At 74.5% G+C, this 22,966-nt stretch carries 24 protein-coding genes; 11 read left to right on the forward strand and 13 right to left on the reverse strand.

The window, feature by feature from the left end:
- Nucleotides 1-6: 6 nt before the first annotated feature.
- From BXA05_RS08320 to BXA05_RS08350, 7 genes are all read right to left on the reverse strand, one after another.
- Nucleotides 7-627, reverse strand: a complete 621-nt coding sequence (locus tag BXA05_RS08320) for a response regulator (RefSeq protein ID WP_076404693.1) — start codon at nucleotides 625-627, stop codon at nucleotides 7-9.
- Nucleotides 624-1,970 (reverse strand): sensor histidine kinase, encoded by a 1,347-nt coding sequence (locus BXA05_RS08325; RefSeq protein WP_211435845.1) that lies wholly within the window; start codon nucleotides 1,968-1,970, stop codon nucleotides 624-626. The genes BXA05_RS08320 and BXA05_RS08325 overlap by 4 nt, the downstream gene beginning before the upstream one ends.
- Before the next feature lie 6 nt (nucleotides 1,971-1,976).
- Entirely contained in the window at nucleotides 1,977-2,714 is a 738-nt protein-coding gene (locus tag BXA05_RS08330; protein WP_211435846.1) for an ABC transporter permease, read from the reverse strand.
- 26 nt (nucleotides 2,715-2,740) lie between these two features.
- Nucleotides 2,741-3,676, reverse strand: coding sequence for an ABC transporter ATP-binding protein (locus tag BXA05_RS08335; RefSeq protein ID WP_076404695.1), 936 nt, complete (start codon nucleotides 3,674-3,676; stop codon nucleotides 2,741-2,743).
- A gap of 119 nt (nucleotides 3,677-3,795) precedes the next feature.
- Nucleotides 3,796-4,809 carry an SURF1 family cytochrome oxidase biogenesis protein gene (locus BXA05_RS08340; RefSeq protein ID WP_076404696.1) on the reverse strand — a complete coding sequence of 338 codons (1,014 nt, stop codon included), beginning with the start codon at nucleotides 4,807-4,809 and terminating at the stop codon, nucleotides 3,796-3,798.
- Nucleotides 4,806-5,054 carry a hypothetical protein gene (locus tag BXA05_RS08345; protein ID WP_076404697.1) on the reverse strand — a complete coding sequence of 83 codons (249 nt, stop codon included), beginning with the start codon at nucleotides 5,052-5,054 and terminating at the stop codon, nucleotides 4,806-4,808. The genes BXA05_RS08340 and BXA05_RS08345 overlap by 4 nt, the downstream gene beginning before the upstream one ends.
- Nucleotides 5,051-5,419 (reverse strand): DUF3099 domain-containing protein, encoded by a 369-nt coding sequence (locus BXA05_RS08350; RefSeq protein ID WP_009863593.1) that lies wholly within the window; start codon nucleotides 5,417-5,419, stop codon nucleotides 5,051-5,053. Before BXA05_RS08350 ends, BXA05_RS08345 begins: the two co-directional genes overlap by 4 nt.
- A 198-nt stretch (nucleotides 5,420-5,617) precedes the next feature.
- Between BXA05_RS08350 and fabG the strand changes: the two genes are divergently transcribed.
- From fabG to BXA05_RS08365, 3 genes are all read left to right on the forward strand, one after another.
- Nucleotides 5,618-6,343: a 3-oxoacyl-ACP reductase FabG gene (gene fabG / locus BXA05_RS08355; protein WP_076404698.1), complete on the forward strand. Its 726-nt coding sequence runs from the start codon at nucleotides 5,618-5,620 to the stop codon at nucleotides 6,341-6,343.
- Nucleotides 6,344-6,465: 122 nt separating this feature from the next.
- Nucleotides 6,466-7,233 carry an enoyl-ACP reductase FabI gene (gene fabI, locus BXA05_RS08360; protein ID WP_021483251.1) on the forward strand — a complete coding sequence of 256 codons (768 nt, stop codon included), beginning with the start codon at nucleotides 6,466-6,468 and terminating at the stop codon, nucleotides 7,231-7,233.
- A complete protein-coding gene (locus BXA05_RS08365) occupies nucleotides 7,230-7,784 on the forward strand; it encodes a SixA phosphatase family protein (RefSeq protein WP_076404699.1) in 555 nt (184 codons plus the stop codon). Before fabI ends, BXA05_RS08365 begins: the two co-directional genes overlap by 4 nt.
- A gap of 70 nt (nucleotides 7,785-7,854) precedes the next feature.
- On the opposite strand, the gene serB is transcribed toward BXA05_RS08365, so the two are convergent.
- Nucleotides 7,855-8,523 carry a phosphoserine phosphatase SerB gene (gene serB, locus BXA05_RS08370; RefSeq protein ID WP_280174305.1) on the reverse strand — a complete coding sequence of 223 codons (669 nt, stop codon included), beginning with the start codon at nucleotides 8,521-8,523 and terminating at the stop codon, nucleotides 7,855-7,857.
- A gap of 86 nt (nucleotides 8,524-8,609) precedes the next feature.
- Nucleotides 8,610-9,851, reverse strand: coding sequence for a glucose-1-phosphate adenylyltransferase (gene glgC / locus BXA05_RS08375; protein WP_034655614.1), 1,242 nt, complete (start codon nucleotides 9,849-9,851; stop codon nucleotides 8,610-8,612).
- A 118-nt stretch (nucleotides 9,852-9,969) separates the two neighbouring features.
- Between glgC and glgA the strand changes: the two genes are divergently transcribed.
- Together glgA and BXA05_RS08385 are read left to right on the forward strand one after the other, a co-directional pair.
- A complete protein-coding gene (glgA, locus tag BXA05_RS08380; protein WP_076404988.1) occupies nucleotides 9,970-11,181 on the forward strand; it encodes a glycogen synthase in 1,212 nt (403 codons plus the stop codon).
- Entirely contained in the window at nucleotides 11,178-11,660 is a 483-nt protein-coding gene (locus BXA05_RS08385; RefSeq protein ID WP_076404700.1) for an SRPBCC domain-containing protein, read from the forward strand. The genes glgA and BXA05_RS08385 overlap by 4 nt, the downstream gene beginning before the upstream one ends.
- A 50-nt stretch (nucleotides 11,661-11,710) precedes the next feature.
- Here the strand turns inward: BXA05_RS08385 and BXA05_RS08390 are convergent, their stop codons facing one another.
- The gene (locus BXA05_RS08390; protein ID WP_228485370.1) at nucleotides 11,711-12,547 is read right to left on the reverse strand and encodes an Rv1486c family protein; all 837 of its coding nucleotides are present in this window, start codon (nucleotides 12,545-12,547) and stop codon (nucleotides 11,711-11,713) included.
- Nucleotides 12,548-12,574: 27 nt separating this feature from the next.
- Between BXA05_RS08390 and BXA05_RS08395 the strand changes: the two genes are divergently transcribed.
- The 6 genes from BXA05_RS08395 to BXA05_RS08420 all read left to right on the forward strand — a co-directional run bounded on the left by BXA05_RS08395 (nucleotide 12,575) and on the right by BXA05_RS08420 (nucleotide 20,149).
- The gene (locus BXA05_RS08395; protein ID WP_021483599.1) at nucleotides 12,575-13,363 is read left to right on the forward strand and encodes an ABC transporter ATP-binding protein; all 789 of its coding nucleotides are present in this window, start codon (nucleotides 12,575-12,577) and stop codon (nucleotides 13,361-13,363) included.
- Nucleotides 13,364-13,436: 73 nt separating this feature from the next.
- Entirely contained in the window at nucleotides 13,437-13,907 is a 471-nt protein-coding gene (locus BXA05_RS08400) for an NfeD family protein (RefSeq protein WP_306303300.1), read from the forward strand.
- A 67-nt stretch (nucleotides 13,908-13,974) separates the two neighbouring features.
- Complete coding sequence (locus BXA05_RS08405; RefSeq protein ID WP_061267369.1) at nucleotides 13,975-15,306, forward strand: SPFH domain-containing protein; 1,332 nt, start codon at nucleotides 13,975-13,977, stop codon at nucleotides 15,304-15,306.
- Nucleotides 15,307-15,549: 243 nt separating this feature from the next.
- Nucleotides 15,550-16,206 carry a TetR/AcrR family transcriptional regulator gene (locus tag BXA05_RS08410; RefSeq protein ID WP_143311104.1) on the forward strand — a complete coding sequence of 219 codons (657 nt, stop codon included), beginning with the start codon at nucleotides 15,550-15,552 and terminating at the stop codon, nucleotides 16,204-16,206.
- Nucleotides 16,207-16,319: 113 nt separating this feature from the next.
- Nucleotides 16,320-18,053, forward strand: coding sequence for an ABC transporter ATP-binding protein (locus tag BXA05_RS08415; protein WP_021483161.1), 1,734 nt, complete (start codon nucleotides 16,320-16,322; stop codon nucleotides 18,051-18,053).
- On the forward strand, nucleotides 18,050-20,149 hold the full coding sequence (locus tag BXA05_RS08420; protein ID WP_076404702.1) for an ABC transporter ATP-binding protein: 2,100 nt from the start codon (nucleotides 18,050-18,052) through the stop codon (nucleotides 20,147-20,149). Before BXA05_RS08415 ends, BXA05_RS08420 begins: the two co-directional genes overlap by 4 nt.
- Nucleotides 20,150-20,226: 77 nt before the next feature.
- Here BXA05_RS08420 and BXA05_RS08425 read toward each other — a convergent pair whose 3' ends face one another.
- From BXA05_RS08425 to BXA05_RS08435, 3 genes are all read right to left on the reverse strand, one after another.
- Complete coding sequence (locus BXA05_RS08425) at nucleotides 20,227-20,499, reverse strand: metal-sensitive transcriptional regulator (RefSeq protein WP_021482683.1); 273 nt, start codon at nucleotides 20,497-20,499, stop codon at nucleotides 20,227-20,229.
- Nucleotides 20,500-20,762: 263 nt separating this feature from the next.
- Nucleotides 20,763-21,122, reverse strand: coding sequence for a rhodanese-like domain-containing protein (locus tag BXA05_RS08430; protein ID WP_076404703.1), 360 nt, complete (start codon nucleotides 21,120-21,122; stop codon nucleotides 20,763-20,765).
- On the reverse strand, nucleotides 21,119-22,885 hold the full coding sequence (locus BXA05_RS08435; RefSeq protein WP_076404704.1) for an FAD-dependent oxidoreductase: 1,767 nt from the start codon (nucleotides 22,883-22,885) through the stop codon (nucleotides 21,119-21,121). The genes BXA05_RS08430 and BXA05_RS08435 overlap by 4 nt, the downstream gene beginning before the upstream one ends.
- Nucleotides 22,886-22,966: the final 81 nt, after the last annotated feature.

The raw sequence follows: 22,966 nt of genomic DNA on the forward strand, positions 1-22,966 counted from the left end.
CAGGCGTCAGGTCAGGAGGCGGCGGCGGTAGCCCTCGGCCACCGCGGCGGCGCGGTCCCGCACGCCGAGCTTGTCGTAGATGTGCTGGAGGTGGGTCTTGATGCTCGCCTCACCGATGAACAGCGTCGCCGCGGCCTCCCGGTTCGAGCTGCCGTTCGCGACGAGCTGCAGCACCTGCCTCTCTCGGTCGGTGAGCGTGCCGGCACCGGGGCGGCGCACCTGACCCATGAGGTGGTGGGTCACGGACGGCGCGAGCACCGGCTCTCCGCGGGCGGCCGCGCGCACGGCGCGGAGCAGGTCGTCCGGCAGGGCGTCCTTGAGGAGGTAGCCGATCGCCCCCGCCTCGATCGCGGGGAGGACGTCGCTCTCACCGTCGAAGGTGGTCAGGACCAGCACCCGGGCGTCGGGGACCTGCGCGCGCAGGGCGGCCGTGGCGGCGACCCCGTCCATCCCGGGCATGCGCAGGTCCATCAGCACGACGTCCGCCGCCAGTGCTCGCGCGCGCTCGACGCCCTCGGCGCCGTCCCCGGCCTCTCCGACCACGACGACGTCCTGTGCCCCGGCGAAGGTGTCGCGCAGACCGCCCCGCACGACCGGGTGGTCGTCGACGACGACGAGCCGGATCATCGGTCCGTCCACCCCCTCTCGCTCACGCCCCCGAGGGCGATCGCCGGGACGCGTGCGCTGACGGAGGTGCCCTCGCCCGGCGTGCTCTGCACCACCACCTGGCCCCCGACCCCGCGGATGCGCTGGCGCATGCTCGTGAGCCCGAAACCGGAGCCGGCCCCGTCGGCGAAGCCGCGTCCGTCGTCCCGCACGTCGAGCAGCACCTCGGTGCCCGTGTACGACAGCGTGACACCGACGCGCGACGCGTCGGCGTGCTTCGCCACGTTGGTGAGCGACTCCTGGGCGACCCGGAAGAGCGACACCTCGATCGCCGGGCTCAACGGCTCCCGCGTGCCGGTGATCTCGACCTGGGTGCCGACCCCCTGGTCGCGCGACCAGCGCTCGGCCAGGGTGCGCAGCGCGTCGGGCAGGTGCGCCTGCCCGAGCTCTTGCGGCGCGAGCGCCCGGACGGAGCGTCGCGCTTCCGTCAGGCTGCTCCGTGCGAGCCGGAGCGCCCGCGTGACGTGCTCGTCCGGCTCGCCCCGGGCGCTCGCGGAGCGCTCCGCGAGCTGGAGCTGCGTGATGATCCCGGCGAGGCCCTGCGCGAGGGTGTCGTGGATCTCGCCGGCCAGCCGCTGCCGCTCGTCCTGCGCCCCCGACTCGCGAGCCTGGACGACGAGCTGCGCGTGGAGCCCGGCGTTCTCGTGCAGGGCCGCCTCGAGCCGGTCGACGAGCTCCTCCCGCCTGCGCTCCTCCGGCTCGCTCCGCGCCGTGAGGAGGATGCCGGCGCCGATCGCCGCGGTCTGGACGGTGACGATCACGAGGAACTCCGCGAGCACGTCCGTGCTCGGGCCGGCCCACACGTCCATCGCCGCCCCGTTGAGGGCCATGGAGGTCGCGAGCACCCCGAGCACGCCGACCTGCCACGGCCGGAGCAGGTAGGCCTGGAAGAAGCCGGCGACGGTGAGCACGAGGAAGACGTCGGAGATCGCCATGAGGGCGACGCACAGCGCCAGCAGCCCGACGAGGTAGAGGCCCGCCGGCACCGGTCGCAGCGCCCTTCTCCGCAGCGGCAGCGTCTGCCCGAACAGCACCCACAGCGCCGTGGCGACGATCAGCCCGAGCGTCGACGCGCCTTCCGGCCAGAAGTCGGCCCCCGAGGGCGGCAGCGCCTGGACGAGGTAGGCGACCGTCGAGACGGTCAGCAGCAGCCACGGCGCGAACAGCTGCAGCAGGTCCCAGACCCGCAGCTGCTCCTCCCTCCACGCCAGCCGGGAGCGGTGGGCTGCCCCCGTCTCGTCCGTGGCGCGCGGCGGGAGCATGTCGAGGCTCGGGCCCGGCCCCGCCGCGAGTTCCCGCATCATCGACCCCTACTCCCAGCGGAAGAGCTTCGCGGCGACCGCGCTCGCGACGACCGCGATGCCCGCCATTATGGCAACCTGCAGCCAGAAGGGCTGCCCGGTGCTGGTGGCGGTGACCTGGCCCGCCTCGGCGGACCAGGCCGAGGTGAGGGCCTGCAGCCCGGGCGGCACGTGCTCGCCGACGGCACGCAGCGCGTCGGGCATGACGGCGCGGGGCAGGAAGGCCCCGCCGAAGAACATGAGCGCGACGAACAGGACCGTGCCGACCTGGTTGGCCGCGCTGCTCGTGCGGACCACGGCCGCGGAGACCAGGCCGACCCCGAGCAGCGCCGCGTAGCCGACGACGAAGGCCACGACGAACTCCAGCGGCCGCTCGGGCGGTGCGACGTCGAGCACCACCCAGGCGGCGAGGACGAGCAGCACGGCCGAGACGACCACCGACGCGGACGCGACGAGCATCTGTGCGAGCAGGACGCGCTGCGGCGGCAGGGGAGTGGTCGACAGCCTGCGCAGGATGCCGCGCTCGCGGTACGTCGCGACCACCGCCGGGACGTGCTGGACGGCGATCATCACCATCCCGAACACCAGCGCGGTCGGTGCCCAGACGTCGATCGCGCGCAGCCCGCCGGACTCCGGCGTCGGCTCGCGGAGCGCGGGGACCGCGCCCAGGCCGAGCAGGAGGGCTGTCGGGAACAGCACGCCGAAGACGACGGTGGTCGGGTCGCGGAGGAAGAGCCTCGTCTCCACGGACACCGTCCTGCGCAGAGCGCCCATCAGCCGGCCTTCCTCTCGGAGGCGTCCACGGAGCGCGGCGCACGTCCCGTGAGCGCCAGGAACGCGTCGTCGAGGTTGCGTCGGTCGACCCGGAGGTCCTCCGCGACGACCTGCGCCCGGGCGAGGGCCCCCGCGACGCTGCTCAGGACCTGCGCCCGCCCGGTGACCCTCCAGCGGTCGCCCACGACGTCCACCCCCGTCACGTCGGGCAGCACCGTCAGGACGCTCGCGTCGAGGCGCTGGCGCAGGCGGAAGCGGACCTGCTGCGGCGCGTCGACCCGCGCGACCAGGCCTGCGGGCGTGTCCACGGCCGCCACCCTGCCGTCGCTGATGACGGCGATCCGGTCGCCGAGGCGCTCCGCCTCGTCCATGAAGTGCGTGACGAGGACGACCGTGACGCCGCGGTCACGGACCCGCTCGACCACGCTCCACGTGTCGCGGCGCGCCTGCGGGTCGAGCCCGGTCGTGAGCTCGTCGAGGATCGCGATCCTCGGGTTGCCGACCAGGGCGAGCGCGATCGACAGCCGCTGCTTCTGCCCGCCGGACAAGGCCTTGTACCGGGTGCCGCGCTGGTCGCCGAGGTCGAGGAGCTCGACCAGCTCGCGCGGGTCGGCGGGGTCCCGGTAGAAGGAGGCGTAGAGGTCCAGGGCCTCGGCGACCGTGATCGCGTCGGGGAAGCTGCTCTCCTGCAGCTGGACGCCGAGCCGCCGACGCACCTCGGCCCGGTCCGCGACCGGGTCGAGCCCCAGCACCGAGACCGAGCCGGAGTCGGGCCTCCGGAGCCCGGCGATGCTCTCGACGGTCGTCGTCTTGCCGGCGCCGTTGGGCCCGATGATGCCGAAGATCTCTCCCTCGTCGACGGAGAACGAGACGTCGTCGACGGCGACGTGCCGTCCGTAGCGCTTGTGCAGATGACGGACTTCCAGTGCGGTCATGCTGCGAGGCTAGGGACGCGCGCCGCCCCGGGGATCGACCGTCGCGTCGCTGCTCGGGTGGACGCGCGCCTCCACCGTTCGGTGGACCCGGGGCGTCGTGCGGACGAGGCGAGCGCGACCTAGCGCGGCGGGCGCTCGCTCGCGGGCTCGCTCACGATGCCCGGCGCGGCGCCGAGCTGCGCGTCGATGAGCGCGTCCTCCTCGTCCTCGGCGCTCGGACGGCGTGAGCGCGGCTCCCGCCGGGCCCGCGCGGCGTCCGGGTCCTGGGCCGCGAGGAGGTCGCCGGCGGTGAGGGTGGTCTCCTCCCCGCGCGCGTCGCGCCGGTCGCGGCGCACGAGGAGCCAGAAGCCGGCGACCGCGCCGAGGGCGAACACCGCCCACTGGAACGCGTACGACAGGTGCGAGCCGGGGTCGGTGTCCGGCTTCGGCAGCGCCTCCAGGGTCTGCGCCGCGGGCGGCACCTCGGTGCGCAGCTGCCCGTAGGCGCCGACCGTGCGGCCGTCGGCCCAGCCGCCCCCGTCCGGGCCGGCGGCGAGGACCTGGTCCGTCGCGATGGCCTGCACCTGCCCCGTGGGCGCGTCCCGGCCCGACGGGGGCTCGTCGCCGCGCAGCGTCACGGTCGCCTCGACGTCGCCCGCGGGGGGCGGGGGCACGTCCCCGGGCGTGACGGCGTCGGTCCCGAGCGGCACGAACCCGCGGTCCACGACGACGACGAGCCCGTCCGGGGCGGACGGCGTGGGGTTCGTCACGAACGGGACGAGCACGTGGAAGCCGGGGCTGCCGCCCACCGGGCGGTTGCGCAGCAGGACCGTGGCGTCCGTCTCGTAGCGTCCCTCGAGGACCACCGGCCGCCAGAGGTCGGCCTCGTCGAGCTCGGTACCCGGAGTGGGCAGCACGTCGTCCACCGGGACCGGGTCCGACGTGTAGTTGGCCTCGATGCGCTCGATCTCGGCGTCGCGCGAGACGTAGCGGTTCCACTGCCAGCGGCCCGCGACGAGGCACAGCGCGACGAGGACGAGGACCCCGACCGCGAGCGTCGCCCACTGGCGCGGGGTGCGCGGCTGGTGGGCGTCCGCGGTGGCGCGCTGCGGCGTCGGGCCCGCGGGGACCTGCGGTGGTGCGGCCTGCGTCACGGGGCCGCCCGGCGCTCGAGCTCGTCGACCGGCACCGTCGAGCGCCAGAACGAGCGGGCGCCGAGGAACGTCTCCAGGTGCTCCCGGTGCGCGTCGCACGCGAGCCACACCTTGCGCCGCTCGGGCGTGTGGATCTTGGGGTTGTTCCACAGCAGGCCCCACGCGGCGGCCTCGCGGCAGCCCTTGGCGCTGCACACCAGCTCGTCCTCGCCGACAGGGTCGGCGAGGCCCAGGACGTCGGTCACCGGCGGTCCTCCTCGTCGTCGTGCGGCTCGCGGGGCTCGGCGCCCCCGATGCCGTGGCTCCCCGGCGCACCCGCCGTGGGCAGCGCGCGGTGCTCCATGGGGGAGGTGTCGTAGTGCGCCTGGTCGCGGCCCGCGTTGGCGACGAGCACCGCGCTGTACGGCAGCACGACCGCGCCGACGGCGAGGACCCACGTCACCCAGCTGCCCTGCGCCAGGATGGCGCCGAAGATGCACACGAGCCGGATGCCCATCTGGATCAGGTACTTGCGCTCCCGGCGCGCCTGGTCCGCGGCGAGCGGTTCCGGTGCGGCGGTGATGCTCGGGACCGCCTCGGCCGACCTCCGGGCGGCGCGTCGTGTGGTCACCCGTCCAGTCTACGTTTGTCGGGACCCCACAAAGTGTGGGGGAACGGTGTGACCTGGGCGCACCGCGCACCGCAGGGCCCGCGCACGGTACGGTCGGTGCGGCGCCGTCGCGCCGGGCCCGGCAGGGCCCACCCGGCACCGGCCGTGCGGGACCCGTCCCCGGCCGCCGACCCACCCGACCGTCCCGAGGAGCCGCACGTGTCCGAAGCCACCGCCCCCGCCCCGCGCACCGTCGTCGTCACCGGCGCGAACCGGGGCATCGGCCGTGCCATCGCCGAGCGCTTCGTCGCGAACGGCGACCGCGTCGCGACCGTCTACCGCGGCGGTGACCTGCCCGAGGGCGTCTTCGGCGCCGTGGCGGACATCACCGACACCGCCGCCGTCGACGCCGCGTTCTCCGAGATCGAGAAGGAGCTCGGCCCCGTCGAGGTGCTCGTCGCGAACGCGGGCGTCACGCACGACCAGCTCCTGCTGCGGATGACCGACGAGGACTTCGAGTCCGTGATCGACGTCAACCTCACCGGCACGTTCCGCTGCGTGCGCAGGGTGACGAAGGGCATGATCCGGCTGCGCCGCGGGCGCATCGTGCTCGTGTCGTCCGTGATCGGCCTCTACGGCGGCGCGGGCCAGGTCAACTACGCCGCCTCGAAGGCCGCGCTCGTGGGCATGGCGCGCTCGATCACGCGCGAGCTCGGGTCGCGCAACATCACGGCGAACGTCGTGGCGCCCGGCTTCATCGACACCGCGATGACCGCCGAGCTCCCCGAGGAGCGCCAGGCCGCGTACAAGTCCGCCATCCCCGCGGGCCGGTTCGCCCAGGCGGACGAGGTCGCCGGGGTCGTGCAGTTCCTCGCGTCCGACGACGCGGCGTACGTCTCGGGGGCCGTGGTCCCCGTCGACGGCGGCCTCGGCATGGGCCACTGACCGCACCCCGCGGCGCCACCGGCGCCGGCTCCGCGGCGCCGTCACCGACGCGCCCGCCCCACCTCTCTTTCAGTACGCTCGCCTCAGCGCGCCCACAGCGGGCGCACGACGGAAGGAAACCGATGGGTCTGCTCGACGGCAAGAAGCTCCTCGTCACGGGAGTGCTCACCGACTCCTCGATCGCGTTCCACGCGGCGCGGCTCGCGCAGGAGGAGGGTGCCGAGGTCGTGCTCTCCTCGTTCGGCCGCCAGATGAAGCTCACGCAGGCCTTCGCGAAGCGCCTGCCGGTCGAGGCGCCCGTCGTGCAGCTCGACGTCACGAACGACGACGACCTCGCCGGCCTCGCGGACGCGGTGCGCGAGCACACGGACCGGCTCGACGGCGTCGTGCACTCCATCGGCTTCGCGCCGCAGAGCGTCATGGGCGGCAACTTCCTCTCCGGCACCTGGGAGGACGTGGCGACCGCGCTCCAAGTGTCGACGTTCTCCTACAAGTCGCTCGCGGTCGCGGCGAAGCCGCTCATGACCGACGGCGGCGCCGTCGTCGGCCTCACGTTCGACGCGCAGTTCGCCTGGCCGGTCTACGACTGGATGGGCGTCGCGAAGGCGGGTCTCGAGTCCGCGAACCGCTACCTCGCGCGCGACCTCGGCCCCGACGGCATCCGGGCCAACCTCGTCTCCGCGGGCCCGATCCGCACCACGGCGGCGAAGTCCATCCCGGGCTTCGCGCAGATGGAGGACGCCTGGCCGAACCGGGCGCCCCTCGGCTGGGACCAGACGACGGCGGAGCCCGCCGCGCGCGCGGTCGTCGCGCTCCTGTCCGACTGGTTCCCGGCGACGACCGGCGAGATCGTGCACGTCGACGGCGGCGTGCACGCCATGGGGCAGTGACCGCGGAGGAGCGCAACGGCGCGCAGACCCCCGACGGCGGCACGCGCCGCCTCGTCCTGCTGCGCCACGCGAAGGCCGAGCCCGGCGGCGGGAGCGTCGACGACGTGCTGCGCCCCCTCGCGCTGAACGGCCGCCGGCAGGCGGTGCGTGTCGGCGCGGCGCTGCGCGAGACGGGGCTCGTCCCCGAGCGCGTGCTGTGCTCCTCGGCGCTGCGCACGCGTCAGACGTGGGAGCTCCTGTCGGCGCACCTGGGCGACGTCGCGCCCGACGTGCTCGTGAGCGACGGCCTCTACGCGGCCGACGTCGCCGACGTCCTGGACCTCCTGCGGACCACGGACCCGCGCGTCCGCACGCTGCTCGTCGTGGGGCACGAGCCCACGATGGCGGCCACCGCGTCGTACCTGGCGGACCCGGCGTCCGACGGCGGCGCGCTCGCCCAGGTGCGCGTCGGCGTGCCGACCGCGACGTACTCGGTGCTGGAGTCCGGGGCGTCGTGGGACGCGTGGGAGCCGCAGGCCGCCCTGCTGACCTACGTGGGCCGCCCGTCCTGACCCGGTCCCGGCGCACCCGCACGACAGAGCCCTGGCACCCCACGGTGCCAGGGCTCTCGTGCGTCCGGCGTCAGCGCGCGGCGTCGACCTGGTCGACGACCGCGAGCACCGCGTCGAGACGCGGTCCGTCGACGCCGTAGGGCGCCTGCTCGCGCACGACGGGCTTGGCCGCGAAGGCGATGCCGACGCCCGCGGCGCCGATCATGTCGAGGTCGTTCGCGCCGTCTCCCACGGCGATCGTCGCGCTCATCGGCAGGTCGAGCTCGGCCGCGAACTCGCGCAGCGCGGCCTCCTTCGCCGCGCGGTCGACCACCGGCCCGGTCGTGCGGCCCGTGAGCCTCCCTCCGGACACCTCGAGCCGGTTCGCGCGGAAGCGCGTGATGCCGAGCTCGGCCGCGAGCCCGGCCACGACCTCCTCGAAGCCACCCGAGACGAGCGCGACCTCCCAGCCGCGGCGCCGCGCCTCGGCGACCAGCTCGCGGACGCCGGGGGTGAAGGTCGCGCGCTCGCGGACCTCGTCGAACGCCTCGACGGGCACGCCCGCGAGGGTCGCGACGCGCTCGCGCAGCGAGGCGCCGAAGTCGATCTCGCCGCGCATCGCGCGCTCGGTCACCGCGGCGACCTCCCCGCGCGTGCCGGCGTGGTCGGCGAGGAGCTCGATGACCTCCTGCTCGATGAGCGTCGAGTCGACGTCCATGACGAGGAGCCGCACGGGGGCGCTCGGCGGGTCGGGGGTCACGCGAGGGCTCCTCGGGCTGGCGGTCGCGGGCGGGGCAGGGCTCGGCGCGGCGTCGGGCACGTGCACGACGCCGGTCGGGGAAGGCGTCACTCGACGACCGTCCCCTTGGGGACGACCGTGATCCCGGACTCGGTGACCGTGAAGCCGCGCGCGCGGTCCTGCTCCGGGTCGAGGCCGATGCGGGCCTGCTCCCCGACGACGACGTTCTTGTCGATGATCGCGCGGTGCACCTGCGCGTGGCGGTGCACCTGCACGCCGTCCATGAGCACGGAGTCCGAGACGGACGACCACGAGTGCAGGTAGGTGCCGGGCGACAGGACGGAGCCGACCGCCGTCGCGCCCGAGATGATCACGCCGGGGGAGACGATCGAGTCCGCGGCGTGGCCCAGGCGGCCGCGCCCGGCGTGCACGAACTTCGCGGGCGGCAGACCGGTGTAGCCGGTGTGCAGCGGCCACTCCTCGTTGTAGAGGTTAAAGACCGGCGTGACGGCGATGAGGTCCTTGTTCGCGTCGTAGTACGAGTCGATCGTCCCCACGTCGCGCCAGTAGTCGCGGTCACGGTCGGTCGAGCCCGGCACGTCGTTGCGGATGAAGTCGTAGACCGCCGCGGTGCCCTTCTCGACGAAGGCGGGCACGATGTCGCCGCCCATGTCGTGGCGGGAGTCCGCGTTCGCGGCGTCGGACGTGACGGCCTCGACCAGCGCGTCGGTGTCGATGACGTAGTTGCCCATCGAGGCGAGCACCTCGTCCGGGGAGTCGGCGAGGCCCACCGGGTCCGACGGCTTCTCGCGGAACGCGGCGATCTTCGTCGGGTCCTTCGGGTCGGTCTCGATGACGCCGAACTGGTCCGCCATCGAGATCGGCTGGCGGATGCCCGCGACGGTGAGCTGCGCGCCGGACTCGACGTGCGCGTCGACCATCTGGGAGAAGTCCATGCGGTACACGTGGTCCGCGCCCACGACGACGACGATGTCCGGACGCTCGTCGTCGATGATGTTGAGGCACTGGTAGATCGCGTCCGCGCTGCCGAGGTACCAGTGCTTGCCGACGCGCTGCTGCGCGGGCACCGGAGCGACGTAGTTGCCGAGCAGCGACGACATGCGCCACGTCTTCGTGATGTGCCGGTCGAGGCTGTGCGACTTGTACTGCGTGAGCACGATGATGTGCAGGTAGTGCGAGTTCACGAGGTTGGACAGCGCGAAGTCGACCAGGCGGTAGATGCCCCCGAACGGCACCGCGGGCTTGGCCCGCGAGGCGGTGAGCGGCATGAGGCGCTTGCCCTCGCCCCCGGCGAGGACGATGGCGAGGACTCGGGGTGCGGCGGCCATGCCCAGACGGTAGCCCCTCGGGGCGGGACCACGCAGCAGGACCCGCATCCTGGGCGCGGGTCGCGTCGGCCCCGCCCACCGGGGGTCCGCGGCGGGCGACTCGGCTACGGTGTGGCGCGTGAGAGTCGACCTCCTGACCCGTGAGTACCCGCCGCACGTCTACGGCGGGGCCGGCGTGCACGTCGCCGAGCTGTCCGCGGTGCTGCGGCGCCACGTCGACGTGCGCGTGCGCTGCTTCGACGGCCCGCGCGGCGACGACGGCGTGACCGGGTACTCCGTGCCCGGCGTCCTGTCCGGGGCGAACGCCGCGCTCGGCACGTTCGGCGTCGACCTGCAGATGGCCGACGACGTCGCGGGCGCCGACCTCGTGCACTCGCACACCTGGTACGCGAACCTCGGGGGCCACCTCGCGGGGCTGCTGCACGGCGTCCCGCACGTGCTGTCCGCGCACTCGCTCGAGCCGCTGCGGCCGTGGAAGGCGGAGCAGCTCGGCGGAGGGTACGCGCTGTCGTCGTGGGCGGAGCGCACCGCCTACGAGGGCGCGGCGGGGATCGTCGCGGTCTCCGGCGGGATGCGCGACGACATCCTGCGCGTCTACCCGCAGGTCGACCCGGCGAAGGTGCACGTCGTGCACAACGGGATCGACCTCGACGGCTGGCGCCGTCCCGAGCCGGGCGTGCAGCAGGACGTCGCCGACCGCGTCGTGCGCGACCTGGGGATCGACCCCGGGCGGCCCGCCGTGGTGTTCGTCGGGCGGATCACGCGCCAGAAGGGGCTGCCGTACCTGTTGCGGGCCGCGCGCTCGCTGCCCGACGACGTCCAGCTCGTCCTGTGCGCGGGCGCCCCCGACACCCCGGAGATCGCCGCGGAGGTCAGCGGCGCCGTCGCCGAGCTCCAGACCGAGCGCAGCGGGGTCGTCTGGATCGAGCAGATGCTGCCGCGCGCCGAGCTCGTCGCGGTGCTCGCCGCGTCGACCGTCTTCGTCTGCCCGTCCGTTTACGAGCCGCTCGGCATCGTCAACCTCGAGGCGATGGCCGTCGGGCTGCCCGTCGTCGGGACCGCCACGGGCGGCATCCCCGAGGTCGTGGACGACGGCGTCACCGGCCTCCTCGTGCCGATCGACCAGGCGGACGACGGCACGGGCACGCCGCTCGACCCCGACCGCTTCGTCGCCGACCTCGCCGCCGCCCTCACGCAGGTCGTGAGCGACCCCGAGCGGGCCGCCGCCATGGGCCGCGCGGCGCGGCAGCGCGTCGAGGACCACTTCGCGTGGGACGCGATCGGCGAGCGCACGCTCGAGGTCTACCGGACGGTGCTGGGGCAGTCGTGAGCACCGCGGGGAGCGACCGGGTCGACGAGGCGTCGCGCCTCGTCGCCGCCGCGCCCCGCGCCGTGTACCGCGCGCTCGTCGACCAGGACGCGCTCGCGACCTGGCTCCCGCCCGACGGCATGACGGGGAGCTTCGAGCGCTTCGACCTGCGCCCCGGCGGCGGCTACCGCATGGTCCTCGCCTACGACGACCCGCAGGCCGACCCCGGGAAGACGGGCGAGGGGACCGACGTCGTCGACGTCGCGATCCTCGACCTCGTCCCGGGCCGGAGCGTCGTGCAGCAGGTCGCCTTCGCCGCGGACGACCCGGCGTTCGCCGGGACCATGACGATGACGTGGACCGTCGAGCCGGTCGGGGACGGCGCGCGCGTCACGGTCCGCGCGACGGGCGTGCCGTCGGGGATCTCCCCGGCGGACCACGCCGCCGGGATGGCGTCCTCGCTCGCCCACCTCGACGCGTACGTGACGTCGCGCGCCTGACGGCCGACGCCGCGCGGACCGGGCCAGGCGGTGGCGGTCCGCGGTCCGGGTCAGGCCGTGGCGGTCCAGAACGTGGCGGCGCCCACGGCGTGGCGGGACGCGCGGTCGACCTCGCGCAGCGCCGTCGAGCGCTGGTCGGCCTGCCAGAGGTTGACGGCCCCGCCGTCGTCGGCGGTCGCGAGGTCGACGATCGCGCGCAGGCGCACGGCCTGCACGAGGACCTGGACGGCGCGCGGCGGGACGCCGGGCGGGAGCTGCCAGGTCGGGGCGCCGCCCGCGCGCAGGTCGGCGATGGCGCCCGCGGCGTCGTCGCGCCAGCGGGCGACGTCGAGCTCGTCGAGGGCGCGCGTGGCCAGCAGCAGCGCCGTGCGCAGGTCGCGCTCCGCCTCGGGGAGCGACCCGACGGCGCCGAGCACGCGCGCGCTCCACGGCCCGACCTGCGTGACGTGCCACGTGACGAGGTGGCCCGGCTCCAGGTCGCTGCCGAACTCCGTGACCTCGGGCACGAGCGCCCACGACCCGGACGACGTCGTGACCACGACGCACTCGCCCGCGTCCGTCGCGCGCGCGGCGGCCTCGGGCGGGACGCCCGACACGTCGCCGGGGACGGGTGCGAGCGCGACGACCTCGCGCGCGTCGCCGGCCCACGCGCCCGCGAGGTCCGCGAGCCGGACGTCGCCGAGCGCCCCGGACACCACGTGCGGCTCGTCGTCGCGCTCCACGGCGCGCACGAGGCGGGCGGTCCCGTCGTCGTCGCCGAGGCGCGCGGCGCGCAGCCAGAGCGCGAGCAGGGCGCTGCGGGGGAGGGCGCCCGCGCTCGACGCGGAGCCGGGGCCCGGGGCGGGCTGGGGGGCGTCGTGCGGACCCCCGGACGAGTGTGAGACCACGACGGCCAACCTATAGGGTCGGTGACCATGAGCGCGGTTCTCGACCTGAAGGGCGTCACCGTCCGACGCCACCCCAAGACCATCCTCGACGCGGTGGACTGGCAGGTGAACGAGGGCGAGCGGTGGGTCGTGCTGGGCCGCAACGGCGCCGGCAAGACGACGCTCCTGCAGATCGCGTCCGCACGCATGCACCCCACGGCCGGCACGGCCGACGTCCTCGGCGAGCGGCTCGGCCGCGTCGACGTGTTCGAGCTGCGCCCGCGCGTCGGGCTCGCGTCCGCGGCCCTGGCCGACCGCATCCCCGGCGACGAGACCGTGCGCGACGTCGTGCTCACCGCCGCCTACGGCGTCACCGGCCGGTGGCGCGAGGAGTACGAGGAGTTCGACGCGCAGCGCGCGGACGACCTGCTCGCCGCGTTCGGCGTCGACCACCTCGCGGACCGCACCTTCGGCACGCTGTCCGAGGGGGAGCGCAAGCGCACGCAGATCGCGCGCGCCCTCATGACGGACCCGGAGCTCCTGCTGCTCGACGAGCCCGCCGCGGGCCTCGACCTCGGGGGCCGCGAGGAGCTCGTGGGCGCGCTGGCGGAGCTCGCCGGAGACCCGGCGTCGCCGGTCCTCGTGCTCGTCACGCACCACGTCGAGGAGATCCCGCCGGGATTCACGCACGTCCTGCTGCTCAAGGACGGCGTCGTGCACACCGCCGGCCCGATCCGCGAGGTGCTCACCGCGGAGAACCTCAGCGACGCGTTCGGCGTGCCGCTGCTCGTCGCGCACGGCGGCGGCCGGTGGATGGCGCGCGCCGCGCGGGCGTGACCTCCGCGCGCGGCAAGCGCCCGGGGCGTGCACCGCGGGCGGAACTTCGGTAAAGTACACGTAAAGCGCGCACGTGGGAACGGGGGTCGAGATGGACTGGCTGTGGTGGGTCGGAGCGGCACTGCTCCTGGGTCTCGTGGAGATCATCTCGCTCGACCTCGTCCTCATCATGCTCGCCGGGGGATCGCTCGCCGCGGCCGGCGTCAACGCCGCCGGCGGGCCGCTCTGGCTCCAGATCGTCGCGTTCGCGGTCGTGAGCGTCATCCTGCTGCTCACGCTGCGCCCGTGGCTCCTGCGGCACCTGCGCTCGCGCGTCCCGCTCACGGAGACGAACGTCGCGGCGCACGTCGGCCGCACGGCGCTCGCCGTCGACCGCGTGAGCGAGTTCGGCGGCCGCGTGAAGCTCGTCGGCGAGGTCTGGACCGCGCGGACCGAGCCCGACGCGCCGCAGATCCCCGTGGGCACGGAGGTGCGCGTCGTCCGGATCGACGGTGCGACGGCCGTCGTCGCGCCGCTTCCCGCCCAGCACCCCACCGGGTCGTGACCAGCCGGCACACCCGCACCGCGCCGCCGGGCGACCGGTCGCGCGACCGACGACCAGGAGGCAGTCGATGAACGACCCCAGTCCCGGAACGATCCTCGCGTACGTCGTCCTCGCGCTGATCCTGATCTTCGTGATCGTCGCGCTCGTCAAGGCGGTGCGCATCGTGCCGCAGGCGGTCGCGATCATCGTCGAGCGCCTGGGCCGGTACTCGCGCACGCTCGAGCCGGGCCTGCACCTCCTGGTGCCGTTCATCGACCGCGTCCGCGCCTCGGTGGACCTGCGCGAGCAGGTCGTGTCGTTCCCGCCGCAGCCGGTCATCACGTCCGACAACCTCGTGGTGAGCATCGACACGGTGATCTACTTCCAGGTCACCGAGCCGAAGTCCGCGGTCTACGAGATCGCGAACTACATCACCGCGATCGAGCAGCTCACCGTCACGACCCTGCGCAACGTCATCGGCTCGATGGACCTCGAGCAGACGCTCACGAGCCGCGACCAGATCAACGGCCAGCTCCGCGGCGTCCTCGACGAGGCGACCGGCCGCTGGGGCATCCGCGTGAACCGCGTCGAGCTCAAGTCGATCGACCCGCCCCCCAGCGTGCAGGGCTCGATGGAGCAGCAGATGCGCGCCGAGCGTGACCGCCGCGCCGCGATCCTCACCGCGGAGGGTGTCAAGCAGTCGCAGATCCTCACGGCAGAGGGTGAGAAGCAGGCGGCGATCCTCCGGGCCGAGGGTGACGCGCAGTCCCAGATCCTCCGGGCCGAGGGCGAGGCGCGCGCGATCCTCCAGGTCTTCGACGCCATCCACGAGGGCGACGCGGACCCGAAGCTGCTCGCCTACCAGTACCTCCAGATGCTCCCGCAGATCGCGAACGGCACGGCGAGCAAGCTGTGGGTCGTGCCGACGGAGTTCACCGCGGCGCTCGGCTCGATCGCCAAGGGATTCGGCGGCGTGCCGGGGATTGACGGCGGAGGAGTGCCGAGCGGGGGCCCCGCCGAGGACGCGGAGGCGGCCGAGGCGAGCGCCGAGGCGCGTCGCGAGCGCGACCGCGACCGCGTGAGGTTCGGCGTCCCGTCGCTGACCGACCCCGCCGAGGCCCTGGCCGAGGCGCGGCGTCAGGCGGAGGCCGCGACCGCGGACGCGACGAGCTCGGGCACCCGGTCCGGCCTGCCGTTCGACCCGCAGACCGAGCGGGGCCAGCACCCGGGCGGCCCCGGCGAGCACCACGCGGCCGCGCCGGAGCCCGGGACCGCCACGCCGCGTCCGCTGGGCGGGCCGTCGCAGTACGCGCCGCCGCCTCCGCAGCCGATCGTCGAGGACGCGCCGACCACGGACGAGCCCCCGCGCGACGAGCCGCCCGCCGGCGGCCCGCCGCCGTCCTTCTCGCCGCGGCACTGACGGGGCGCCACCGCGCAGCCCGAGCGGCCGTGGTGGCCCCGGCCCCGCACGACGACGCCCCTGCGCCCACCCGGGTGCGGGGGCGTCGTCGTGCCGCCCGCCAGCGGTTCGCCGGGAGCGGACGACCTTGAGAGTGAGTGCTCACTCAGTTACCGTCGAGGCGTGGTCCCCGTCTCCGTACCCTCCGACGCTCCTCTCGACGCGCCCTCGGGCGCGCCGTCTGCGGCGTCCACCCCGGAGCGCATGCGCGCACGGCCGCTCTCGCGCGAGGAGCGCCGCGACGCGATCGCCGCCGCGACGATCCCGCTGCTCGTCCAGCACGGCGCCGCCGTGACGACGCGCCAGATCGCCGACGCCGCGGGCGTCGCGGAGGGCACGCTGTTCCGCGCGTTCGCGGACAAGGACGAGATCCTCCACGCCGCGGTCGTGCGCTCGCTCGACCCGGCGCCCGCCGTCGCCGCGATCGGCACGCTCCCGGACGACGACGGGCTGCGCCCGCTCGTCGTGAGCATCGTCGAGTTCCTGCTCGAGGCGCAGCGCGTCGGGATGCGGATCTTCGCCGCGGCGCACCAGGTGCTCGACCCGCACCGCGCGACGGCGGACCGCGCCGAGGCCGTGCGCCGGATGCGGGCCGGGGGCAGCCGGGACGCTCGTCGGGCCGGGTTCGACGCCCGGGAGCGCTCGGCGCGCGAGATCGTCGCGGCGATCGAGAGCAAGCTCGCGGCGCACCGGACGCAGCTGCGCGTGGACCCGGCGCTGGCCGCGCGGGCGCTGTTCTCGCTCGTCTTCGGAAACGCCTTGCCGCACCTCTCGGGCGGTGACAGGCTCGACGCCGTGCAGCTCGCCGACCTCATCCTCGGCGGCATCGGGGCGGACGTCACGACCGACCCGTCGCCCTGACCGGCGGCCCGTCCACGACGCGCGCGCACCCTCGCCCGGTGCCGCCCGCCCCGCGCACCCGCGTCCCGCGGCTCGCGCCCTCGTCCCGCAGCCCCCTCCCGGACAGGAAGCCCATGCTCGTCAGCCTCTTGCGGACGCGACTGCGTCCCTACCGGACGCCTATCGTCGTCCTCCTCGTGCTCCAGCTCCTCGCGACGCTCGCGTCGCTCTACCTGCCGAGCCTCAACGCCGACATCATCGACCAGGGCGTCACGCAGGGCGACACCGCCTACATCATGCGGACCGGCGGCCTCATGCTCCTCGTGAGCCTGGGCCAGGTCGTGTGCGCGGTCGCGGCCGTCTACTTCGGCGCGCGGGTCGCCATGTCGTTCGGCCGCGACGTGCGCGCCGGGCTGTTCACCAACGTGCAGCGCTTCTCGGCCCAGGAGATGGGCCAGTTCGGGGCGCCGTCCCTCATCACCCGCACGACGAACGACGTGCAGCAGGTGCAGATGCTCGTGCTGCTCTCGCTGACCATCATGGTCATGGCGCCGATCATGCTGGTCGGCGGCGTCGTCATGGCGCTGCAGGAGAACGTCGAGCTCTCCGGCCTGCTGCTCGTCATCGTGCCGGTCCTCGGGGTGAGCGTCGGGCTCATCATCTGGCGGATGGTCCCCTACTTCCGGCAGATGCAGAAGAAGATCGACGGCATCAACGCCGTGCTGCGCGAGCAGATCACCGGCATCCGCGTGATCCGCGCGTTCGTGCGCGAGCGTCGCGAGGCCGAGCGGTTCGACGTCGCGAACGACGCCCTGTTCGACGTCTCGCTCAAGGCGGGCAAGCTCATGGCGCTCATGTTCCCGACGGTCATGCTCGTCATGAACGCGTCGAGCATCGCGGTGCTGTGGTTCGGCGGGCGCCAGATCGACGCCGGCGACATGGAGGTCGGCGCGCTCACCGCGTTCCTGTCGTACCTCATGTACATCCTCATGGCCGTGATGATGTCGACGATGATGTTCATGATGGTGCCGCGCGCGGCCGTCTCCGCGGAGCGCATCACCGACGTCATGCAGACCCGCGCGACGGTCGTCGAGCCCGAGCGGCCCGTCGCCCTCACCACGCGGACGGGCCGTGTCGAGCTCGACGGCGTCGAGTTCCGCTACCCGGGGGCCGAGGAGCCCGTGCTCCACGACGTCTCGTTCGTCGCCGAGCCCGGGCGGACGACGGCGATCATCGGCTCGACCGGCTCCGGCAAGACCACGCTCCTCAACCTCGTCCCGCGGCTGTTCGACGTGACGGGCGGCGCCGTGCGGATCGACGGGACCGACGTGCGCGACCTCACCGGCGCAGACCTCGGCTCCCTCCTCGGCCTCGTGCCGCAGAAGGCCTACCTGTTCTCCGGGACGGTCGCCGACAACCTCCGCTACGGCCGACCGGACGCCACAGAGGAGCAGATGTGGGAGGCCCTCGAGGTGGCGCAGGCGCGCGACTTCGTCGAGGCGCTCGACGGCGGCCTCGACGCACCGGTCGCGCAGGGCGGCACGAACTTCTCGGGCGGGCAGCGTCAGCGGCTCGCCATCGCCCGCGCGATCGTGCGCGACCCGGCGGTCTACCTGTTCGACGACTCGTTCTCCGCGCTCGACTACGCGACGGACGCCCGCCTGCGCGCGGCGCTCGCGCCCCGCACCCGGCGCTCGACCGTGATCGTCGTGGCGCAGCGCGTCGCGACGATCCGGGGCGCCGACCAGATCCTCGTGCTCGACCACGGCCGCATCGTCGGTCGCGGCACGCACGCCGAGCTCCTCGAGTCCAACGAGACGTACCAGGAGATCGTCTACTCCCAGCTCTCGATCGAGGAGGCAGCATGAGCGGCGAGCAGGACGCCTCGCGCACGCCCGCGACGTCGGGCGACGGCGCTCCCGAGACCGGCACACCCGCGGCGGCCGGCGGGCGCGACGTCGCCGCGACCCGGCTCGCGGGCCGACCCCGCGGTGGCGGCGGGCACGGCCCCATGGGCGGCATGGGCGTCCCCGGGGAGAAGGCGCTCGACTTCAAGGGCTCCTTGCGCCGGTTCGTGGGATCGCTGCGCCCCGAGCGCGTGCCGATCGTCGCCGTCGTGATCCTCGGCGTGGTGTCCGTGGCGCTCGCGGTCGCCGGGCCGAAGCTCCTCGGCAACGCGACGAACATCATCTTCGCGGGCGTGGTCGGCTCGCAGCTCCCGGCCGGCGTCACCCAGGAGCAGGCCGTCGAGGCGCTGCGGGCGCAGGGCCAGGACCAGGTCGCCGACCTCGTCTCGGGCGTGCCGGGGCTCGTGCCGGGAGAGGGCATCGACTTCACCGCGCTCGCGACCGTGCTCGCGTGGGTGCTCGCCGTGTACGTCGGCTCGTTCCTCTTCGGCTGGCTCCAGGGGCGCATCACGGCGATCGTCGTGCAGCGCACGGTCTACCGGCTGCGGGGCGAGGTGCAGGCCAAGCTGGCGCGCCTGCCGCTGTCGTACTTCGACCGCAACGCGCGCGGCGAGATCCTCTCGCGCGTGACGAACGACATCGACAACATCTCCCAGACGCTCACCCAGACGCTGTCGCAGCTCGTGACGTCGGTGCTCACGGTGGTGGGCGTGCTGGGCGTGATGTTCTGGATCTCGCCGCTGCTCGCGGTCGTCGCGCTCGTGACCGTGCCGCTGTCCGTCCTGGTCACGGCGCAGATCGCGAAGCGCTCCCAGCCGCAGTTCATCCGGCAGTGGGCCGCGACGGGCCGCCTCAACGCGCACATCGAGGAGATGTACACCGGCCACACGCTCGTCAAGGTGTACGGCCACCAGCAGGCCGCGATCGACGACTTCGAGCGGGAGAACGCGGCGCTCTACGACGCGAGCTTCCGCGCGCAGTTCATCTCGGGCACCATCCAGCCCGCGATGGGCTTCCTCGCGAACCTCAACTACGTGATCGTCGCGGTCGTGGGCGGCCTGCGGGTCGCGTCGGGCACGATGACCCTCGGTGACGTGCAGGCGTTCATCCAGTACTCGCGGCAGTTCACGCAGCCCATCACCCAGATCGCGTCGATGATGAACCTGCTCCAGTCGGGCGTCGCGTCGGCGGAGCGCGTGTACGACCTGCTCGACGCGCAGGAGCAGACGCCGGACCCGTCGCCCGCGAAGACGGTCGAGCCGGTGCGCGGCCGCGTCGCGTTCGAGGACGTCTCGTTCTCCTACGACCCGGACGTCCCGCTCATCGAGCACCTCGACCTCGTGGTGGAGCCGGGGCAGACGATCGCGATCGTCGGGCCGACGGGTGCGGGCAAGACGACGCTCGTCAACCTGCTCATGCGGTTCTACGACGTGGACGGGGGCCGGATCACGCTCGACGGCGTGGACACGCGGGACATGACGCGCGACGACCTGCGCTCCGACATCGGGATGGTCCTGCAGGACACGTGGCTGTTCCAGGGCACGATCGAGGAGAACCTGCGCTACGGCGTCCGCGACGGTCGCACCGTGGACGACGAGGCGTTCCTCGCCGCGACGCGCGCGACGCACGTCGACCCGTTCGTGCGCACGCTGCCCGACGGGTACGCCACGGTGATCGACGACGAGGGCTCGAGCGTGAGCGCGGGGGAGAAGCAGCTCCTCACCATCGCGCGTGCCTTCCTCGCCGACCCGGCGATCCTCGTGCTCGACGAGGCGACGAGCTCCGTCGACACGCGCACGGAGGTGCTCGTGCAGCAGGCGATGAACGCGCTGCGCGAGGGCCGCACGTCGTTCGTCATCGCGCACCGCCTGTCGACGATCCGCGACGCGGACACGATCCTCGTCATGGAGCACGGCTCGATCGTCGAGCAGGGGTCCCACGACGAGCTGCTCGCGGCCGGCGGCGCGTACGCCCGGCTGTACGAGAGCCAGTTCGCGGCGCCGCTCGACGCCGAGGCGGAGGACCCGGAGGGCGTGGGCGCTCCCGCGGGACGCTGACACGCCGCGGCCCGCACCACGCCCACCCCGAGGGGTGAGGCGAGGTGCGGGCCGCGTGCGTCCCGGTGCCGTCGCGCTCAGGCGAGCGAGAGGAAGAGCTTCTCGAGCTTGGCCACGTCGAGCGTCGGGTCCTCGCCGTCCTCGGTCGGCTCGGTGAGGCACTGGCGCATGCCGGACGCGATGATCGCGAACCCGGCCCGGTCCAGGGCGCGCGAGACGGCGGAGAGCTGCGTGACGACGTCCTCGCAGTCCCGCCCCTCGTCGAGCATGCGCACGACGGCCGCGAGCTGGCCCTGGGCGCGCTTGAGCCGGTTGGCGACCTTGCTCATGTCGGTGGGGTCGAGCTCCACGGTCGTCCTCCTGCGTTCGTCGGTGTTCTTGTCGGTTCTCGTCGTGGCGTGCCTGGTCAGGCGCAGGTGCAGCGCTGCTCGGGCGGCACCTCGGCCATGACCTCGTCGGCGTGCATGCCGCAGCCGGTCCAGGTGGTCTTGCCGCACGTGCGGCACAGGGCGGGACTGCACATGGTGGGTCTCCTCGGGTGTGGGGGTCGATCGGTGGTGCGAGGGTCGGGGTCTGGCGGGGCCGGGGGCGGCCCGCGCGTGGTGGCGCAGGATCAGCGTCGCACGGCTCCGCCCGCGGCCTGCCACGCGCCGAGCCCGCCGGACAGGCTCGTCGCGGCGTAGCCGAGCGAGCGGAGCTGGCGCGCCGCGGTGCGCGAGCGCATCCCCGACGCGCACACGACGACGACGGTCGCGCCGTCCTTCAGCCGCCGCGGCGCGGCGGAGGGGACGTCGGCGAGCGGCACGTGCACGGCCTGGGGCGCGTGCCCGGCGCGCCACTCGTCGCGCTCGCGCACGTCGAGGAGCGTCGCGCCGTCGCGGACGAGCTGCACCGCGGTGGCGGCGTCGACGGTCGGGCGCACGCCGCCGTCGTCGGACGAGCGGGAGAACAGGCGGCGGAGACGGTCGATCATGCGGGGACTCCTTCGAGGGTGCGCGCGGCGCGCGGCGTGGTGGTCAGGGTGAGCCAGCCGCCGGAGAGGTTGCGCGCGTCGAGCCCGGCGGCGATCAGGACACGGGTGGCGAGGTAGGACCGCACGCCGCTCGCGCAGTGCACGGCGACGGGGCGCCCCGCCGCGGCGGTGCGCACCTCGTCGAGCCGCTCGCGCAGCTCGGTGTGCGGCACGTTGAGGGCGCCGTCGAGGTGGCCGCCGGCGTGCTCGGCGGGCGACCGGACGTCGAGCACGAGCGACGTCGCGACGACCTCGTCGAGGTCGGCCGCGTGCCACTGCGGCATGGTGCCGTCGAGCACGTTCTGCGCGACGAACCCCAGCATGTTGACGACGTCCTTGGCGGCGCCGTAGGGCGGGGCGTACGCGAGCTCGAGCTCCGCGAGGTCGTCGGCCGTGAGCCCGGCGCGCAGCGCGGTCGCGAGCACGTCGATGCGCTTGTCCACCCCCGCGCGGCCCACGGCCTGCGCGCCGAGCAGGCGGCCGTCGGGCGCGAAGCTCGCCGTCACGTGGACCGGCTCGGCGCCGGGGAACCAGCCCGCGTGGTGGGCCGCGTGGACGCGCACCTGCTCGTGCGCGACGCCGGCCGCCGCCAGGGTCGCGTGGCTCGGCCCGGTCACGGCGGCGGTGAGGCCGAACACGCGCACGATCGCCGTCCCGAGCACGGGCGCCTGCGGTGTGGTGCGGTGCCCGGTCATCGCGTCCGCGGCGCGCCGGCCTTGGCGGTTGGCCGGGCCGGCGAGCGGGACGGGGCCTGTCGCGCCGGTGACCGCGTGCACGACCTCGACGGCGTCGCCGACGGCCCACACGTGCGGGTCGGACGTGCGCTGGTCGGCGTCGACGCGGATCGCTCCGCGCTCGCCGAGCGCGAGCCCGGCCGCCGCCGCGAGGTCGCTCGCGGGCCGCACCCCGACGCTCACGAGCACCACGTCGGCGTCGAGGACGGTGCCGTCCGCGAGCTCGAGCGCGACGGCGTGGTCCGCGCCCTCGGGCTGCGGCACGACGGCGCTCGCGGAGGTCCCGAGGTGGAGACCGACGCCGTGGTCGCGGAGCTCGTCCGCGAGCAGCGGCGCGAGGTCGGGCTCCAGCGGCGGGAGCACCTGGTCGGCGCGCTCGACGACGTCGACCGTGAGACCGCGGCCGACGAGCGCCTCCACGGCCTCGAGCCCGATGAAGCCCGCGCCGACGACGACGGCCCGCAGCGGGGCCGTGCGGCCAGCGACGACCTCCGCCTCGAGCTGCGCGAGCCGGGCCGCCAGGGCGTCGAGGTCCGCCATGGTCCGCAGCGTGTGCACGGCCGGGTGGTCGAGGCCCGCGACGGGCGGGAGGACGGTGGTCGCGCCGGGCGCGAGGAGGAGCGCGTCGTAACCGAGCTCGTACGTGCCGTCCTCGGCGGCGACGGTGACCGTGCGCGCCGCGCGGTCGACCGCGGTGACGCGGTGGCGCGTCCGCACGTCGAGGTCGAGGCTCGCGCGGAGCGAGGCGGGCGTGTGCAGCAGGAGGGCGTCGCGCTCCGCGATCTCGCCCGCCACCTGGTACGGCAGGCCGCAGCCCGCGAACGAGACGTGGTCGGACTGCTCGAGCACGATGACCGACGCGCGCTCGTCGAGGCGGCGGGCGCGCGCGGCGGCGCTCATGCCGCCCGCGACGCCGCCGACGACGACGATGCGGCGGGCGCCGTCGGGGTCGGACGGGTGGGTCGTCGAGCCGGGGGTCGAGGGGATCATGCTCTGACGATACCCCCCGGGGTATCGGTCGACGCAAGCCGACGGGCTGAGAGGTCGGTCACGGGACGCCCCGGGCGCCGC

Origin of the sequence: Cellulosimicrobium funkei (assembly GCF_900155925.1) — a bacterium.
Classification (GTDB): Bacteria; Actinomycetota; Actinomycetes; order Actinomycetales; family Cellulomonadaceae; genus Cellulosimicrobium; species Cellulosimicrobium funkei.

Excerpts from the sequence above, each read along its gene's own strand:
- BXA05_RS08325 (WP_211435845.1), bottom strand. The coding sequence starts at position 1,970 with ATGATGCGGGAACTCGCGGCGGGGCCGGGCCCGAGCCTCGACATGCTC.
- BXA05_RS08320 (WP_076404693.1), bottom strand. The coding sequence starts at position 627 with ATGATCCGGCTCGTCGTCGTCGACGACCACCCGGTCGTGCGGGGCGGT.
- BXA05_RS08420 (WP_076404702.1), top strand. The coding sequence starts at position 18,050 with ATGAGCGGCGAGCAGGACGCCTCGCGCACGCCCGCGACGTCGGGCGAC.
- BXA05_RS08430 (WP_076404703.1), bottom strand. The coding sequence starts at position 21,122 with ATGATCGACCGTCTCCGCCGCCTGTTCTCCCGCTCGTCCGACGACGGC.
- BXA05_RS08395 (WP_021483599.1), top strand. The coding sequence starts at position 12,575 with ATGAGCGCGGTTCTCGACCTGAAGGGCGTCACCGTCCGACGCCACCCC.
- BXA05_RS08410 (WP_143311104.1), top strand. The coding sequence starts at position 15,550 with ATGCGCGCACGGCCGCTCTCGCGCGAGGAGCGCCGCGACGCGATCGCC.
- glgC (WP_034655614.1), bottom strand. The coding sequence starts at position 9,851 with ATGGCCGCCGCACCCCGAGTCCTCGCCATCGTCCTCGCCGGGGGCGAG.
- BXA05_RS08435 (WP_076404704.1), bottom strand. The coding sequence starts at position 22,885 with ATGATCCCCTCGACCCCCGGCTCGACGACCCACCCGTCCGACCCCGAC.
- BXA05_RS08335 (WP_076404695.1), bottom strand. The coding sequence starts at position 3,676 with ATGACCGCACTGGAAGTCCGTCATCTGCACAAGCGCTACGGACGGCAC.
- BXA05_RS08405 (WP_061267369.1), top strand. The coding sequence starts at position 13,975 with ATGAACGACCCCAGTCCCGGAACGATCCTCGCGTACGTCGTCCTCGCG.
- BXA05_RS08415 (WP_021483161.1), top strand. The coding sequence starts at position 16,320 with ATGCTCGTCAGCCTCTTGCGGACGCGACTGCGTCCCTACCGGACGCCT.
- fabI (WP_021483251.1), top strand. The coding sequence starts at position 6,466 with ATGGGTCTGCTCGACGGCAAGAAGCTCCTCGTCACGGGAGTGCTCACC.